This is a genomic window from Bosea sp. NBC_00550, from assembly GCF_026020075.1.
Classification (GTDB): domain Bacteria; phylum Pseudomonadota; class Alphaproteobacteria; order Rhizobiales; family Beijerinckiaceae; genus Allobosea.
This window is the reverse complement of sequence record NZ_CP102772.1, coordinates 3,577,706-3,594,135: the sequence shown is the minus strand read 5'-3', so window position 1 is coordinate 3,594,135 and position 16,430 is coordinate 3,577,706. Positions and strand designations below refer to the sequence as shown.

General features: G+C 64.3%; 16 protein-coding genes. 11 read left to right on the top strand and 5 right to left on the bottom strand.

Annotated elements, in window-relative coordinates; all coding sequences use genetic code 11:
• Positions 1 to 59: 59 nt before the first annotated feature.
• Together NWE53_RS17255 and NWE53_RS17250 are read right to left on the bottom strand one after the other, a co-directional pair.
• Entirely contained in the window at positions 60 to 749 is a 690-nt protein-coding gene (locus tag NWE53_RS17255) for a hypothetical protein (RefSeq protein WP_265050606.1), read from the bottom strand.
• 438 nt (positions 750 to 1,187) lie between these two features.
• Positions 1,188 to 1,439: a hypothetical protein gene (locus tag NWE53_RS17250; protein WP_265050605.1), complete on the bottom strand. Its 252-nt coding sequence runs from the start codon at positions 1,437 to 1,439 to the stop codon at positions 1,188 to 1,190.
• A 576-nt stretch (positions 1,440 to 2,015) separates the two neighbouring features.
• On the opposite strand from NWE53_RS17250, the gene NWE53_RS17245 reads away from it, so the two are divergent.
• From NWE53_RS17245 to NWE53_RS17220, 6 genes are all read left to right on the top strand, one after another.
• Entirely contained in the window at positions 2,016 to 2,369 is a 354-nt protein-coding gene (locus tag NWE53_RS17245) for a DUF1330 domain-containing protein (protein WP_265050604.1), read from the top strand.
• 615 nt (positions 2,370 to 2,984) lie between these two features.
• Positions 2,985 to 3,770, top strand: a complete 786-nt coding sequence (locus NWE53_RS17240; RefSeq protein WP_320109582.1) for an SDR family NAD(P)-dependent oxidoreductase — start codon at positions 2,985 to 2,987, stop codon at positions 3,768 to 3,770.
• Positions 3,771 to 3,811: 41 nt separating this feature from the next.
• The gene (locus NWE53_RS17235) at positions 3,812 to 4,735 is read left to right on the top strand and encodes a 2-hydroxyacid dehydrogenase (RefSeq protein WP_265050603.1); all 924 of its coding nucleotides are present in this window, start codon (positions 3,812 to 3,814) and stop codon (positions 4,733 to 4,735) included.
• Complete coding sequence (locus NWE53_RS17230) at positions 4,732 to 6,051, top strand: NAD(P)/FAD-dependent oxidoreductase (protein WP_265050602.1); 1,320 nt, start codon at positions 4,732 to 4,734, stop codon at positions 6,049 to 6,051. The genes NWE53_RS17235 and NWE53_RS17230 overlap by 4 nt, the downstream gene beginning before the upstream one ends.
• A 7-nt stretch (positions 6,052 to 6,058) precedes the next feature.
• Entirely contained in the window at positions 6,059 to 6,850 is a 792-nt protein-coding gene (gene dapB, locus NWE53_RS17225) for a 4-hydroxy-tetrahydrodipicolinate reductase (protein ID WP_265050601.1), read from the top strand.
• The gene (locus NWE53_RS17220) at positions 6,847 to 7,902 is read left to right on the top strand and encodes a threonine aldolase family protein (RefSeq protein ID WP_265050600.1); all 1,056 of its coding nucleotides are present in this window, start codon (positions 6,847 to 6,849) and stop codon (positions 7,900 to 7,902) included. The genes dapB and NWE53_RS17220 overlap by 4 nt, the downstream gene beginning before the upstream one ends.
• Before the next feature lie 21 nt (positions 7,903 to 7,923).
• Here NWE53_RS17220 and NWE53_RS17215 read toward each other — a convergent pair whose 3' ends face one another.
• The 3 genes from NWE53_RS17215 to NWE53_RS17205 are packed head-to-tail and all read right to left on the bottom strand — an operon-like array spanning position 7,924 to position 11,476.
• Positions 7,924 to 8,973: a threonine aldolase family protein gene (locus NWE53_RS17215; protein ID WP_265050599.1), complete on the bottom strand. Its 1,050-nt coding sequence runs from the start codon at positions 8,971 to 8,973 to the stop codon at positions 7,924 to 7,926.
• A gap of 5 nt (positions 8,974 to 8,978) precedes the next feature.
• Positions 8,979 to 10,187, bottom strand: a complete 1,209-nt coding sequence (locus tag NWE53_RS17210; RefSeq protein ID WP_265050598.1) for an aminotransferase-like domain-containing protein — start codon at positions 10,185 to 10,187, stop codon at positions 8,979 to 8,981.
• Between the two features lie 5 nt (positions 10,188 to 10,192).
• Positions 10,193 to 11,476: a M14 family metallopeptidase gene (locus NWE53_RS17205; protein ID WP_265050597.1), complete on the bottom strand. Its 1,284-nt coding sequence runs from the start codon at positions 11,474 to 11,476 to the stop codon at positions 10,193 to 10,195.
• A gap of 46 nt (positions 11,477 to 11,522) precedes the next feature.
• Here NWE53_RS17205 and NWE53_RS17200 point away from each other — a divergent pair, with 46 nt between their 5' ends.
• The 5 genes from NWE53_RS17200 to NWE53_RS17180 all read left to right on the top strand — a co-directional run bounded on the left by NWE53_RS17200 (position 11,523) and on the right by NWE53_RS17180 (position 16,420).
• Positions 11,523 to 12,026, top strand: coding sequence for an Lrp/AsnC family transcriptional regulator (locus NWE53_RS17200; protein WP_265050596.1), 504 nt, complete (start codon positions 11,523 to 11,525; stop codon positions 12,024 to 12,026).
• A gap of 109 nt (positions 12,027 to 12,135) precedes the next feature.
• The gene (locus NWE53_RS17195) at positions 12,136 to 13,500 is read left to right on the top strand and encodes an amidase (protein WP_265050595.1); all 1,365 of its coding nucleotides are present in this window, start codon (positions 12,136 to 12,138) and stop codon (positions 13,498 to 13,500) included.
• A gap of 115 nt (positions 13,501 to 13,615) precedes the next feature.
• Positions 13,616 to 14,665, top strand: coding sequence for an ABC transporter substrate-binding protein (locus NWE53_RS17190; RefSeq protein ID WP_265050594.1), 1,050 nt, complete (start codon positions 13,616 to 13,618; stop codon positions 14,663 to 14,665).
• Positions 14,666 to 14,771: 106 nt separating this feature from the next.
• A complete protein-coding gene (locus NWE53_RS17185; RefSeq protein WP_265050593.1) occupies positions 14,772 to 15,626 on the top strand; it encodes an ABC transporter permease in 855 nt (284 codons plus the stop codon).
• Positions 15,626 to 16,420: an ABC transporter permease gene (locus tag NWE53_RS17180; protein WP_265050592.1), complete on the top strand. Its 795-nt coding sequence runs from the start codon at positions 15,626 to 15,628 to the stop codon at positions 16,418 to 16,420. Before NWE53_RS17185 ends, NWE53_RS17180 begins: the two co-directional genes overlap by 1 nt.
• The last annotated feature ends 10 nt before the right edge of the window (positions 16,421 to 16,430 follow it).

The following is a 16,430-nucleotide window of genomic DNA, read 5'->3' as shown; positions in this document are numbered from 1 at the left end:
AGCCGGAAGGGCTCGAACAGGACGGATTGAAACATGTAGCTGAAGCCAGAGCTTGGCCCTTAGCCGCTAAATAGTGAACTTTCATCAGTGGGCGGGAGCCCATCGGTCTTATTCTCGCAAATTCTGACCATTGCGGCGTGGGGAAAGTTGTTTTGCTGGAACATAGATCGCAGCATTTTCGGATTCTCCTCATCCAGCATCAGCTCGAACCAAACAGCCGGGAAGTTACCGACGCCGCCCTGCCGTATGATCCGCTCGATCAGACTTATGGCGTGATCCTCTGCGTCGCGGCGATTCGCCCGCACGCTGGCCTTTTCGACCATGACACGCGCAAGCCATTTCTTTTGCAGGTTCAGCGCCTGCCTTGGCGCGCTTGCCGCGCGCACCGCCTCCAGAACAGGGTTATCGTCCATCTGATAGTTGACCGTGTGGCCAAAGCTAAACATCAGGACACCCCAGAGTTGGATGAATTCAGGCGAAAGCTCCCGCTTCTTAATCAGTTCCCAAACTCGGTCTAAAAGCCCCCGGCCAAGGTCGTAATAATGTTCCCGCTGGTCATTTTCGACGGATGCTGCGCTATATCGTATTAATAATTGAGAATTCTGGTTAGTCTTCTTTGCAAGCCGAGCTTCCTCACGGCTTTGCAGGCGCAGGCGCAGCGTATCCATCGCGAAACTAAAGTTCTGCTCCATTAGTTCCCAGAAATGTTCCTCGTCACGAGGCGGCATTGTGAACTCGTCTTGAAACATGGCCGCAAACCTATCTTAGAGAGACCAGGATCTACCAACATCCCCTCCCCATATACGCTGCGCCGTCGAAGCCGCCAGGGCCCGTCACACCCGTCACACCGTCACATCCTCGCAAAAATGTTACGCAGTGGCGGCCGTGCCGGGCTGTAGGGGCTCAGCTCGGCCCCGCCGTAACGATGGGGATCCCCCGCGCGTACGCGCCCGCGCGCGCGTAGCTGCCCACTGGTGGAGTACGGCCGCGACGGAGCTAGTGGGTGGCAGCTGGATATGACGCACAGTACGATCCGGCGCTGCGTTTGCCGAGCAGGGCGCAGGCCGAGATTTCCCTTGATGCCGCGGCGATGGTCGCGGCCGCGGTTGACCGACCAGCGCGTGCTTGCGCTGCGGTTCCTGGCAGGGGCGATTGATGGGCGGGAAAGGCGCAGCGGAGGATGAGGCTCATAGCGCCCGAATCTGCTTCTCGACCTCCCCGGGGATTGCATCGTGTCGCGCCAGCATCTCGATCTGTCGGCGGCGCTCGTCGTCAGGCAGCACGGCCCAGGCGCTGGCGCGGGCGGCGTGGAGGCTGAATGCCTGGCGCGCGGTGGCGTTGTCTGGCGCGTGCTTGAGGCAGAGCGGCCAGAGTATGTCGATGTCGCTCTGGCGCTGGCGCTCATGCCAGCAGCCAAGGGCGAAGCGGGGCAGGCTCATACGGTCATCCTTCCTCGGCACCCCAGCCGGTGCGGGCTGGCGGGGCATATCCCGTCACCCTTTGGTCAACAACTCGATAAACACGATGAGCGCGACCAGGTTCGCTATGTGGAGGATCGTCTCGCCCCTGGCCGTTCGGATACGAAACCTGCACGACGTCGAGTGCGATCAAAGTTCTTCACGGACGACTAAAATCAGTTATGCTGCGTTGCACACTCCAAAGCGGGAGGTTGCAATGAGTTTCTAGTGGGGGGCTATTTGCCGTGCTCGCATCGGCAATGCCGGCGCCCAATTTGGGTAAGGACGTCGAGACGTTTGCGCGGCACTCGCCACGGTTCACGTCGTGATGTCTAAAAGGGCGTTTGCTCGTCGATTGGTGCTCCAGTCCCATCTCCTTAGCCCGCGCCTCTATGGCGCAGTGTCGGGTAGCCGACGATGCTCACGAGCACGAGCACTGAAACCCTAGCAGCCAATCACCAGACAAGGATCGGATAGGCGATTTTAGAGCCGCAGCCATGACCATTTTTGTTCGCAGCGCTTGCAGTGCAACCACGAGATCAATTCGCGGAGGCAACGATGGCTAAAGCCTATTGGATCGCGGCCTACCGCGAAATCAAGGACCCTGAAGCCCTTGCGGCATATGTTGAGCTAGCCGGTCCCGCGATTTGGGCGGCCGGCGGGCGCAATCTAGTACGAGGCGTTCCTGCCGTAACGCTGGAGGAAGGACTGAACCTGCGCACGGTCATTATAGAGTTCGACAGCGTCACAAGCGCCATCGCGGCGTATGAGAGCCCGGACTATCAGGCCGCGCGTAAGCTCTTGGGCGACGCTGTCGTCCGAGATATTCGCATCGTCGAGGCCACAGACTGGTCGCGCAAGCAGTCAATGGAGGCCTGGCTTCGAACATCTCAATCAGCGGCACCGGGTTAGTTTTTCGTAGCGTGGGGCCACACGCTATGTCTGGTCATGCTGATCTGGATGCAAGGATGGCGCTCAGCCTCCTCTCGCGACATGCCAGCTCCTATTCAACGATGGCGGCGCAAGGCGCAACCGCGGCACATGCTCGGCAGGCGCGGTTACCCACGCGAAGCTCGCGGTCCGCCGAAGCCCCGAATGATGCAGGGGAGGGTGCGAGCCGGTGCGGTGGGGGTTCTCGCGAGATCCGCCCCGGCTCTGGCCACACGAGCGCTGGGAAGAACTTGTCGTGGTTGCCGTCTTATAGATAGCGGAAACCTCTGAGTCAGCCACGAAGCTGAGCCGCGCACCCATCTGCGAAGTCGCAGCGGAAAGGCGACGGCCGCCCCGCCGGGAAGGGTCGCGCGCGCACGCGGACGCGTTGCCGCCGCGCTTCGAGTACGGCGGTATGTAAGCTGGCGGCGTCACGGGGTCATGACGGCAGTATGGCTGCGGCGGGGCTAATCCGCCGAACTGCCGCCTGCTACCCTGCGATCTGCCGGGATTTCAGCGAAACGCGATCAGAAAGTAGGTTTGAGGCGGGAGGTACTGCCTTCAGTTTCGGGATTGGTCTTTCAATCCAACGCACGAATGCAGTCTCCTGAAATGAATGATGCTCACGCAGCTGTCCTGATTACAGGCGCCGCCTCTGGAATTGGCGCTGCCCTGGCACGACGCCTCGCGGCTCCCGGCATTTCGATGGCATTGCACGGAGGAGGCAGCACGCCGGAGAGCGGGGCGCGCCTCGAAACCGTCGTTGCCGATTGCAAGCAGGCGGGGGCTCGATGCCTCGTAACGCGAGGCAACCTCGCTGAGCCTGGGCACGGCGCGCCCATCGTCGCGGAGGCGTTGGATGCATTTGGGCGACTGGATAAGGTCGTTCACTGCGCTGGCCATGTCGACAAGACCCCCATCGGGGAACTCAATCGGGCTGGTCTCGATCGCAGTATTTCGCTGATGCCGGGTGCGTTGCTGGAGATTGCAACGGCGGCGCTTCCGGCGCTTGCCGCGAGCGGAGTCGGTCGGATTGTCGCGGTAAGTTCTTTTATTGCCCACAAGATCGAGCCCAAAACACTTGCGCCTGCATCAGCCATCGCCAAAGCCGCGATGGAGACGCTGGTCCGCTGCCTTGCGCTGTCATTCGCAAGTCAAGGCATCACCGTGAACGCCGTCGTCCCGGGCTTCACCCGCAAAGATGCGGGCAAGGCGGGAACGCTATCTGCCCAAGGCTGGATCGAAGCTGCGGCCAGGACGCCCACGGGGCGCCTCAACGAAGCCGACGAGGTCGCCGCCGCGATCGAGTTCCTGCTTTCGGCGCCAGCTCGGCAAATTACCGGCGCGCTATTGCATGTCGACGGTGGGCTGACGCTCGGCTGATCGGCCCATCCGCCTAGATCTGAATACTCAGAGGACAATCAATGCGCGCCAAGTATATCGATTGCGGACCCAACCAGCTTCCTCTTTGGCGCGCGGCGCTCGCTGGTTTCAATATCGAAGTCGACGTCAACACCGAGCCCTTCTCAGTCGAAAACCTGCCTTCCATCCTGGAGGGCTATGAAATCTGCATTGACGATCATACGCGCATCCCACCGGAGGTACTGACGCGCTGTACCGAGCTGCGCCACTTCGTCTATTTCGGCACGGGCGCTGCCAGTATTCTCGATCTTGCCCTGGCGGCGAAGATGGGTATCGAGGTCCACACGATCCGAAATTACGGCGATACCACCGTTGCTGAACTTGCGGCCGGGCTCGTGCTGGCGGCCGCGCGCCAGATTGCGCCGCAACACCATCTCATCCGCGGCGGCGGCTGGACGAAGATGCAGGGCATCGAGCTACGCGGACGCCGGATCGGGCTGATCGGGCTCGGCGGCATCGGCCGCGAGATGGCCCGCATCTGCGCCGGGATCGGCCTCGAGGTGGTCGCCTGGAACCGCTCGTCCGTTGCCGATCCGCATGCGGCCAGCATCGGGCTCGACGAGCTACTGGCGACCTCCGATGTCGTTAGCCTGCACATGGCTCTCAACGACGACACGCGAGGCTTTTTCGATGCGCGGAAGATCGCCGCGATGAAGCGCGGAGCGCTGCTGGTCAACACGGCCCGCGGCGCGCTGCTCGACGAGGCCGCGCTCGTGCAGGCCCTCGAAAGCGGCCAGATCGGCCATGCTGCGCTCGACGTCTTCGAGACTGAACCCCTGCCCGAGCACCATCCCTTGCGCACGGCGCCCAATGTCACGTTGACAGCGCATTGCGGCTTCTGGACTGAGGCCTCGACTATCAACCAGGTTCGACTGGTTATGAGGATCGTCGAGGGCATCCAGTCGCCGCTGCGGCGCTCGGCATGAGTGGGCCGGAGCCCCGGGACACCACCGTCGCGATCATTGGCGCCGGCATCATCGGCGTCACCACCGCGATCGCGCTCCGTCAGGCGGGCTTCGCGGTCTGCCTGATCGAGCCGGGCGAGCCCGGCGGCGAGCAGGCGGCCAGCTATGGCAATGCGGGCTGGCTCAGCCCCGCATCCGTCGTGCCGATGTCGATGCCGGGGCTCTGGCTAAAGGTGCCGGGCATGCTGAGCGATCCGCTCGGCCCCCTCGCCATCCGCTGGAGCGCCTTGCCGCGCTTGCTGCCCTGGCTGCTGCGGTTTCTCTATGCCGGCGCGACCATCGGGCGCGTCGAGGCGACTGCGCGTGCCTTGCGCCTGCTGCTTGAGCCGGGGCCGACGCTGCAGGCCGAGCTTGCGGCCGCTGCCGGCGTCCCTGAACTGGTTCGCCGCGACGGCGCGCTCTACGCCTATCCGAGTCGCTCTGATTTCGAGGCCGACGCGCTGGCCTGGCGCCTGCGCCGCGACAATGGCGTGGCCTGGACCGAGTTGGAGGACGAGGCCCTGCGGCGAGCCGTACCCGCACTCTCGCCACGATACGCCTTCGGCGTGCTTGTCGGCGCGACCGGGCATTGCCTAGACCCTGGCACCTATGTCCGGATGCTGGCCGATTATGCGGAACGGCTCGGCGTCACCCGAAGGCAGGCACGGGTAAGCGGGTTCGATCTCCGGCGAGGGCGGCTCGCCGCCGTTCTCACCGATGGCGGCGCCATATCGGCCGACAAGGCGGTGATCTGCGCCGGCATTCATTCCAAGCTCCTCGCCCGCGCCGCCGGCGACAGTGTCTCGCTGGAAAGCGAGAGAGGGTACCATGTCGTTCTCTCCGAGCCGGAAGCGGTTCCGACCATGCCGGTCCAGACTAGCGACAGTCGGATCGGCACGGCGCCCGTCGCGGCCGGCCTGCGTGGCGCCGGGCAGGTCGAGCTGTGCAGCGTCGACGCCCCGCCGGACTGGCGCCGCGCCAGCATCGTCGAGGCCCATCTGAAGCGATCCTATCCCGAACTCGCCGATCCGCTTCCTGAGAATCGCGTCAGGCGCTGGATGGGCCATCGCCCTTCGACGCCCGATGGGCTACCGGTTATCGGCTTCGCCAGCGCCAGCACCGATATCGTCCATGCCTATGGCCACGGGCATGTCGGCATGGCGAGCGCGCCGATGACGGCGCGGATCGTCTGCGACTTGCTGCTCTGCGCGCCTTCGGCCTGTCCACTTGCGCCCTATTCGCCGCAGCGCTTCAACGGCTTCTGGCCGCGTACGGCGGCAAGTCTGGAAAAGCGGTGAGGACGTGATGCGGATCGGAATTCTTGGCGTCGCCGGCCGAATGGGCGGCGAGCTCGTCGCTGAGGCGCGTGCAGCAGGGCATGATGTCGTCGGCGGGACGTTGAATCCCGCCTCGGCCTGTCCCTATCGAGGCGATGTCCCGATCATGTCGTTGCCTGCTCTGGCGGCCCGGGCCGATGTCGTGATCGACTTCACTCATGCCGATGCGGTCGCGGGCCACGCGGAAGCACTATCGGCAGGCCGGGCGGCCTGGGTTCTCGGCACGACCGGCATCTCAGTCGGCCAGCAGGAAGCCGTTGCAGTCGCGTCTCGCCATGTCGCAATCCTGCAGGCCGCCCATTTCGGGCTCGGCATCAACCTCCTCGCGAACCTCGCCCGCCAGCTCGCCGCGCTCCTGCCGGCCGAGAGCTACGATGCCGAAATCGTCGAGATGCACCATCGCCAGAAGGTCGATGCGCCCTCGGGCAGCGCGCTTTTGCTCGGCGAAGCCGTCGCCGAAGGGCGCCACACGTCGCTCTCCGCCGTGATGGAGAGCGGCCGCGACGGCCATTGCGGCGCGCGAGCGACCGGCGCGATCGGCTTCGCTTCCCTGCGCGGCGGCCAGATTGTCGGTGAGCACGCCCTCAGCTTCACCGCCGCCGGCGAGCAGATCACGCTGTCGCATCGCGCCTTCGACCGCGGGATATTTGCCGCGGGAGCCGTTAGGACGGCTTCATGGCTAGCGGGCAGACCTCCGGGTCTTTACGGCATCGACAAGATGCTCGGCCTCCCGCCAGCGCGGGACAAGGACGAACGATGACCGAGATTCTCTTCGGCTCCGACAATCAGGCCGGGGTCAGCCCGGAGATCATGGTGGCAATGCAACGCGCCGACGAAGGCATCGCTATCGCCTATGGCGACGACAGCTACAGTGCGCGGCTCGATGCCGCCTTCTCCGAGATCTTCGAGCACGATGCCTTTGTCTTCTCCGCCACCACCGGCAGCGCCGCCAACGCGCTCGGCCTCGCGGCGATCACGCCGCCCTATGGCGAGACGATCTGCCACGAGGCAGCACATATCCTCACGACGGAAGGCGGGGCGCCGGAATTCTATGCCGGCGGCTCGCGGCTGGTCGGCATGGCTGGTCGCGACGGCCAGATCGCAGCGGATGATCTCCGCGCGCTGTTGGACGAGCGGATGCGCCCAAGCCGTCACCACTATGCCTGCTCCTCTCTCTCGCTGACCCAGGCGACGGAATTCGGGACGCTCTACACAATCGCCGAGTTAAAGGCCCTGGCGGAGATCGCCCACGCGAAGGGACTGCGCGTGCATATGGACGGCGCCCGCTTCACCAATGCGCTCGTCGCCCTGGAGGCGAGTCCGGCAGCGATGAGCTGGCGCGCCGGCATTGATGTGCTCAGCCTTGGCACGACCAAGAACGGCACGATGAACGCGGAGGCCGTGATCGTCTTCGACCGGGTGCTGGCGCGCGATCTCGCTCATCGGCAGAAACGCGCCGGCCTGCTGACGTCCAAGATGCGCTACGTCTCGGCCCAGCTTCTCGCCTTTCTCGACGGCGATCTCTGGCTCCGCAATGCGCGGCAGGCCAATGAGGTGACGAAGGCCGTAGCCGACATTCTTCAGAGGGTGCCTGGCATCCGCCTGAACCATCCGGTCGAGACCAACCAGATCTTCGCAGATATCGCCCCCGCAGTGACGGCCCTGCTGGAGAAGTCCGGCTTCCGTTTTCGCGCCTGGGATCACCGCCATCCGACACGCCACCGGCTGGTGATGTCCTTTCAGGACGACGAGCGCAAGATCGAGCGGGTCAGGGCGGCGCTGGACCCAGCCATCGCACCTTTGCCGGCATAAGCGGAGACGACGCTGCGCGCGCTATCGCACCCGCTCGGCGACGATCTCCCGAATCTGGCTGGCGGCAGTCTCGATATCGGCGCGGCTGACACCGCAATGGGTCACGGCTCGGATCGTGGTGCCGCGCCAGCGCGCCCCTACCCGCGTACCGCGCAGGCGTAGCGCATCTACCAGCTCCTGGCCCGACAGGCCGGTCCCGGCCACATCGAAGAAGACGATGTTGGTCTCGACACCGGATGGGTCGATGGCGATGCCGGGAATTTCGGACAACATTGTCGCGAGCAGCCGCGCGTTCTCGTGATCCTCAGACAGCCGCTCGATATTGTTGACGAGCGCGAACAAGCCAGCGCCCGCAATCACGCCGGCCTGGCGCATCGCTCCGCCGAAGAGGTGCTTGTAGCGGCGCGCCTCCCGGATGAACGCTTCTCCACCCGCCAGCAACGCGCCGACCGGGCAACCCAGGCCCTTGCTCAAGCAGAGAGTCACCGAGTCGAAGCCCCGCGCATGGAGATGCGCGGGGACGCCGGATGCGACCACGGCGTTCATCAGCCGGGCGCCGTCCATATGGGTCGCGAGCCGGTATTGGCGGGCGATCGCGACGATCTTCCGCAGCCGCTCCTGCGGCCAGACGGCTCCGCCGCCCAGATTGGTGGTCTGCTCGACGCAGACCAGGCTCGTGGGTGGATAATGCGGCCCGTCCGGACGGATGGCCCGCTCGACCTGGCCATCGTCGAATATGCCGCGCCTTCCATCCAGCCGGCTCATCATCACGCCCGACAGGAAGGCCGGGCCGCCGGCTTCGGCGGTAACGAAATGAGCGCCCGCCTCGACGATCACCTCGTCCCCCGGCCGTGTATGGACCTTGAGCGCGATCGCGTTGGCCATCGTCGCCGATGGCAGAAAAAGGGCCGCCTCCATGCCGAGCAGCTCGGCGACCTGGAACTGGAGGCGGTTGACCGTGGGGTCTTCCTGCTTCTGGTCGTCTCCGACAGGGCAATCCAGCATGAAGCCGAGCATGGCCTTGCTCGGCTTCGTCGCCGTGTCGCTGCCGAGATCGATACGGATATCCACCGAGATCACACCGCGACGCGCGTCTCCGTGGCATCCGTGCGCATGGCGGCATAGACCCGCCCGATCCGCTTCACGCCCTCGGTGATCTTGCTCGGCGTGCTGAAGCTGTAGGCCAACCGCAGGAACTGGCCTGGAGGCTCATCGGCGAAGCATAGCTTGCCGGTGAAGATTGCAACGCCTTCCTTCCCCGCCCGGCGGACGAGTTCGTCGGCATCGACGTTCTCGGGCAGCTCAACCCAGAGGAAGTAGCCGCCACTCGGCTTGCGCACCTTGGCGCCCGGCAGGTTGTGCTCGAGGGCCTCGACCATAGCGTCGCGGTGCTCGCGCAGGATATGCGACAGCGACTCGATATGGTGGGCGACCTTTCCGTTCTGGAAGAGCTGCGCGACGATCCGCTGTAGCAATGGGCTGGTACCATGGTCCGACTTATGGGCGGCCATGCGCCGGACGATCGCCGGGTCGGCATTGACCCAGCCGATGCGCAGCCCCGGTGCGAGGATCTTCGAAACGGTCCCCAGCCCGATGACGCGGCCCGTCTTGTCGAAGGTCTTGATCGGCGGAACGGGTTCGCCCTCGAAGCGGATGCGGCGATAGGGGTCATCTTCGATGATGATGAAATCGAAGGTCTCGGCCAGTTCCACCAGCTTCACACGTCGAGCGGCGGACATGGTGATACCGCTGGGATTGTGGAAATCGGGAATGTCGAAAAGGAATTTCGGCATGGGCAGGCCGCTGTCGCGGCGCTCCAGCAGGGTCTGTTCCAGGATTTCGGTCTGCATGCCCTCCTCATCCTGGGGAATGGAGATGAAGCTCGCTTCCGCTGCCTTCAGGATCGAGATCGCCGTGAGATAACTGGGAGCGGCGACGATCACCGCATCGCCCTGCTCGAGAAAGACGCGGCAGGCGAGATCGAGCCCGTGCTTGGCGCCGTTGACGATGAGGATGTTCTCGCGAACGGCGGTAATACCGTCATCGCGTAGGTAGTCGACGATTGCGTCGCGCAGATCGTCCAGTCCGTAGAGCGGGCCGTATTGGAGCGTCTCCTCGCGCGCATTGCCGGCCTCGATCGCCTCAGTGACGATGTCGGGCAGCTCATCCGGGAAGCCATAGCCGCCGCCGAGCTGGATCGTGTTCCCATGCGCCGTTGCGGGCGCCGCCGAGGCGACGGTGTTCTGGGCTCTTTCCGCCCAGCGATAGGCTGGCATCTGCGTCATGACCTTCATTCCTTGTGACGTGTCTTCTTGTCTGGCTTTCGGTCGGCCTTGGCCGATGGCTTGCGCGGCATGGCAGCGCCGGGGCGCTTCGCAGGCGTGGCGATCTGCGTGCTCAACCAGCGCAACCCGGCAGCTTCGTCTCGCTCGGCCAAGGCTTCGGCGTCGGCTTCGATCGCGAGATGCATCAAGCAGTCGCCCCGTGCCGCATGCCCCCGGCCGCGCGTGCAGACCACGATTCCGGGGGCGGCAAAGATGACGGCTACCGGTGTCGCGAAGGGGCGGGTCAGGTCGTGGATATGCCCGGCAAGGTCACCGGCTGCCACGACGTCGCCGAGCTGCGCCGCCGGCTCGAATATGCCATTAGCCAGGGCGTAGACGAAATCGTCCTCACGCTGGTTCAGGAGCAGGCGCGCCTCGCCTGCTGCCGGAGCCGGTCCAGCGATCATGCCCGCCCAATTGAGCAGGCGCATGATGCCCGCCATGATCGTCTCGATAGGGGTCGGCCCACCGATTTCCGTGCCGATCCGCGTCGCGCCGGCGCGGCGCGCTGCACCAGAGGTGCTCCGATCCTCGAAGCTGCGGAAGCGAAGCAGGTTGTCCGCTCCGAACGCACGGGCCATGGCTAGTCGCCGGCCCTGTATTTCCGGATCCGGGTGATCGACCAAGGTCGCGCTCGGCAAATATCGCAGCGACTGCCCGTCGCTGTGCAGGTCCAGCACCAGATCCGACAGCGACATCAGGTGGCGCTCGATATAATCGGCGATCATGCTGGTCGGCGTGCCGAAAACATCGCCCGGAAACGATTTGTTCAGGTTCCGGCCGTCGATCGGCGAATGCCGGGTCCCGGCCGCCGCAGCCGGCAGGTTCGCCATGGTCATCGCGATGACCCGGCCATTCATGGTGTCCGGGTCTAGCGATCTCAGCAGCCGGGCCACCGCGATCTGCGTGTCGATCTCGTCGCCGAAGATACCGGACAGGAGAAGCAGCGTCGGCCCTGTACCGCCGCCGACGATCGCGAGCGGCACCGGCACGAAGCCATAGGCCGAGCGATCCGACGAGTAGGGGATCTTCACGAAGCCGGCATGCCGGCCGGTGGTCGGAAGGTCTTCGGTCAGCCCGAAAATGCGATCGGCGACAACGTTTGTCACGGCAGTCGAAACACCCTGGTTCGATGCTTGAAATCCACCACGCGTCCGTTTCATGCGACAGGCTCCAATTCGACAATTCCAGCTGATAATCCGTCGAAATGACGGAGTTGTCCGGCACATTTTACAGAGCGGCTTTTGCATCGCCCAGTTGCACGTTACGCTGAGCCATCGGGTTCGTGAGAAGCTCATGGCACGGGACAACGATGCGACCGACCGGCGCCTTCTGGCGCTGCTCCAGACCAATGCGAGGGCCACTGTCGCCACGCTCGCGCGCAAGCTCGGCATTGCCCGCACGACCGTGCAGGAGCGAATCTCGCGCATGGAGCGTAACGGCACGATCGCCGGCTATTCCGTCGTGCTGCGGCGCGACCCGTTCAATCAATATGTCGAAGCCGTCGTCCTGATCGCGACCGCCCATCGCAAGGCCAAGACGGTCATCGACCAGTTGCGGGAATTCCCGGAAATCGTTCTCTGCCAGGCGACGAGCGGGGATTTCGAGCTGATCTGCCGCATTCGCGTGGCTCATATGGAAGATGTCCAGCCGGTTCTCGACAGCATAGGCGATATCGCCGGCATCGAAAGGCTGCGTTCGATCATGGTCCTCTCGACGGCATTCGATCACAGCCATTCCGAGCCCTCGACGCTCGCGACCAAGCAGGCGACGGCGCTTGGACGCGGCGAGTTCGGCTGAACATCGCTGTCATGCCGCGGAGTGCGGCTCTGCGGAACCGCTGCATGCGCAGGACCGAATCTGGTGCCCGCCGGGCAGGGCCAAACACGACGTTGGAGAGGATTGTTCTATGACGGCAGACGCCTTATCCCACCCCGATGTGGCCACGGAGCCCTGCCTTCTGACGGCGAGCGTTGCCGCGGCAAGCATACGGTCCCGCCGTCTCGGCTGCGAAGAACTGCTGCGCTCCTGCCTCACGCGCATCGAGAAGCGGGATGGCGACATTCGCGCCAGGCTCCATATCGAGCCGGAACGGGCGTTGCGCGCCGCGCGAGAGATCGACAAGACGCCTGCCCGCCACGCTCTCCATGGCTTGCCCTGGGGCGTGAAGGACGTCTTCGACACCATCGACCTGCCGACGACGCAGAATTCAGCCATCTATCACGGGACCCAAGCCGGCCGAGACGCCCCTTGCGTGGCAACGGTCCGGCACTGCGGCGGCCTCATTCTCGGCAAAACCGACACGGTCGAATTCGCGGCCAATGGGCGAAAGGCGCTGACGCGCAATCCGCATGACCTGTCGCGGACGCCGGGCGGCTCGTCCTCCGGATCGGCCGCGGCCGTCGCGGATTTCCACGTACCGCTTGCCTTCGGATCGCAGACGATCGGCTCGCACCTGCGGCCGGCATCCTTCACCGGAATCTACGCTTTCAAGCCGAGCTGGGGCGCCGTCAGCCGCGAGGGCCTCAAGATGAATGCCGGTTCGATGGACACGATCGGTTGGTATGGCCGTTCGGCCGCGGATCTGCGCCTCGTCGCGAGCGCCTTCGGCTTCCTGGCCGAAGATCCGCCATCGGCGCGCGACATTCGCGGATTGCGGATCGGGCTGTGCCGGACACCATCATGGAGCAAGATCGAGCCGGCTGGAGAAGCGACCCTCCTGACGACGGCGGCGCGGCTGGCCGGAGCCGGGGCGATCGTCGAGGACCTTCTCCTGCCGGCTGCGTTCGAAGACTTATTCCAGGCCTATCTCGACATCTACTACAGCGAAGGCGGCAGGGCCTTCCAGCCCGAATGGCTCGCCGCTCCGGAGCGTCTGGCGCTCCCGTTGCGCGAACAGGCGGAAAATCGACGGGGCCTGACCAAGGCGCGCCTGCGCGAAGCCTATGGGGTGGCCGATCGCTGCCGCCTTCTATTCGACGATCTGTTCGGGCCGGACCTCGACGTCGTTTTGACGCCGAGCGCGCCGGGCGAGGCGCCGGTCGGGCTGGAGAACACCGGCAGTTCGGTATTCAACGGCTACTGGTCGATCCTGCACGCGCCTTGCGTCGGCATCCCTGCTGGCCGAGGTCCCGGCGGGATGCCCGTCGGTGTCAGCCTGATCGGGCTGCGTCTCGACGATATGGCGCTTTTGGCGCTGGCCGAGCTGCTGTCACCGGCGATCGACGAACAAGAGGGCAGGGGAACGCTAGCTGCAACATGGCCGTCAATCTGACGGCTATCGTCGGCGAATTGTCGCTTATGCCGCCGAGAGCCATCATTCGGCCCATGGATTTCGATGCCGTGCCGCGAGAACCTGCGGCATCAAACAAAAAACAGGGGATCGTAAAATGCCGGACCTGCAGCCGCTTTCCCGCCGCTCCGTGATCGGTGGCCTCGCCGCCGGCGCCATCGCCAGCCCCGCCTATATCCGCCCCGGCTGGGCGCAGGGCAAACGTCTCGTCATCGTGAACTCCGGCGGTGCCATGGGCGATGCCAAGCGCAAGGCGCTCTACGATCCCTTCACCAAGGCGACCGGCATCGAGATCGTGACCGCCTCGGGCCCCGATCTCGCGAAGATGAAGGCGCAGGTCGAACGCAAGGATGTCGAATGGGACATCACCGATCTCAATGACGCCTGGGTTCCCGCAGCAGCAAGACTCGGCCTGCTTGAAAAAGTCGATGAGAGCATCGTCAACCGCGCCGACGCCATTCCGCAGTCGAAGCACGAGTATGCCGTGGGCGGCACCGTCTATGCTGCCGGCATCGCCTTCCCGACCAATCGGCTGGGTGGCAAGGCCCCGAAGACCTGGCCCGAATTCTGGGATGCGAAGGGATTTCCCGGCCGCCGCGGCTTGCGCAACCGGGTGACGGATACGCTCGAGATCGCCTTGATGGGTGACGGTGTGCCGGCGTCCCAGGTCTATCCCTGCGATATCGATCGGGCCTTCAAGGCGCTCGAGCGGATCAAGCCGCACGTTTCGCACTGGATCGCCCAGACCGCGCAGACGGTTTCGCTCATCCAGGGCAACGAAACCGATTTCACCTACACCTACACGACGCGCGTCAAAGATCTCCAGGCGGCGAATGTGCCGATCGACTACTCCTTCAAGCAGAACATCCTCGGCATCGGCTGGATCGGCGCATTGAAGGGCACCAAGAATCGCGACGCGGCGATGCGCTTCCTCGCCTTCACGATGGACAAGGACCGGCAGGTCGAGCTGTCCAATCTGTCGGGCGACGCACCGACCTATGCCGACGCTTTGGCGAAGGTCGATCCGGCGACGCGGAAATGGCTGCCGAACATTGCAGACCCCGATAATCTGTTCGTCAACGCGACCTGGTGGGACAGCCGGATCGAGGAGCTCAATACCCGCTTCAAGGAATGGCTGCTGACCTGACCCATCGGGGGGTCGAAGTCCTTGAGACGACCGCCCGGCGCGTAGCGAACTCCCTTGCGGAACGCTTACGTTGCCGGCGCGGCAGGTGATCGGTCGGGGTTCTTACATGCAGCTTCGCGCAACCAAGGCGCATTTCCGAGACGCGGCTTATGCGATGCCGGCGGCGCTGTTCATGGCCCTGCTCTTCGCCTTTCCGCTGTTCAGCGTCCTGCGGCAGAGCCTGCAGCAGGAGAACGGCGATGGGCTGACATTCCAGGCCTATGCCAAGATCTTCTCGACGCCGCTGTTCCTGCGCGTTGCCTATACGACGCTCGAGGTCAGTGTCAGCGCGACCGTCTTCTCGCTGCTGCTGGCCTACCCGATCGCCTATTTCCTGGCGAAACAGTCGCCGCGGCGACGCGCGCTCTACATGATCCTTGTGCTCGTGCCGTTTTGGACGAGTTCGCTGGTCAAGAGCTTCTCCTTCATGGTGCTGCTCGGACAGGCCGGGATCATCAACCAGATGCTCGGTGCCTTCGGCATCGCCCCGGTGAAGATGCTGTTCAATCGCTTCGGCGTGATGGTCGGCATGAGCCATTTCCTCATCCCGTTCTTCGTCTTTCCGATCCTGACGAGCCTGCGCAGCCAGCCACCGGAATTGGCGAAGGCAGCCGCCATCATGGGAGCGGGAAAGCTCAGGATCTTCCTTCGGGTCACGCTCCCACTCAGTCTGCCGGGCGTGATGGCCGGTGCGCTGCTCGTCTTCATCCTGAGCCTTGGTTTCTACATCATCCCGGCTCTGCTCGGCGGGCGGCAGGACATGATGTTCGCCAATCTCGTCGATTTCTACACTCGCGAGGCGCTCAACTGGCCGATGGCCTCGGCGGTCGCGGTGCTGCTGGTCACCGCCGCGGCGGTCGCCGCCATGTTGCTGTCGAAGGTCAGGGGCGGCTCGTCGATCCTCTCCGAGGAGGGGCACTGATGGAAACGCGCATCAGCGGCTGGCGCATCGCCTTGGGCGCCGTGGTCACGGTCATACTGGTTTTCATGCTCCTGCCGAGCCTCATCACCGCCGTGATTTCCTTCGGCTCTTCCAATCAGATCGTCTTCCCGCCGAAGGGTTTTTCACTGGCCTTGTTCAGGCGCTTCTTTGCAGAGGAGGGCTGGGTCGCGTCGACCTGGCTGAGCTTCCGTGTCGCGATCTGGTCGACGCTGCTGGCGCTGCTCCTCGGCATCCCCGCCGCCTATGCCCTGACGCGCGGCAGCTTCCCGGGCCGGAAAATCCTCGCGCTTTTCCTGCTCAGTCCGGTGATGGTGCCGCATGTCGCGGTCGCGCTGGCGCTCTACATATATTTCACCGAGATCAGGCTGACCAATGGCGAGCTACGCCTTATCTTCGCTCACGCGATCGCGACTTTGCCTTTCGTCGTCGTCACGGCGAGCGCCGGCCTGCGCCATATCGACCCGGCGCTGGAACGCGCGGCGACCGTCATGGGCGCCTCGCGCCTGATCGTGCTGCGGCGGGTGACGCTGCCTCTGCTCACACCCTCGATCATCGCGAGTGGCCTCTTCGCTTTCCTGATCTCCTTCGACGAGGTGGTGATCTCCTGGTTCGTCGCCAGGGCCGGCGACACCACGCTGCCGATCAAGATGTTCTCCTCGATCCAGTTCGAGGTCTCGCCGGTCCTGGCGGCGATCTCGACGATGCTGACGGCGCTTTCGATCGTCGTCTGCGTGATCGTCGCCACCGTTCAGAAGGAAGCACGCAGTGGTTGACAGCAGCGGA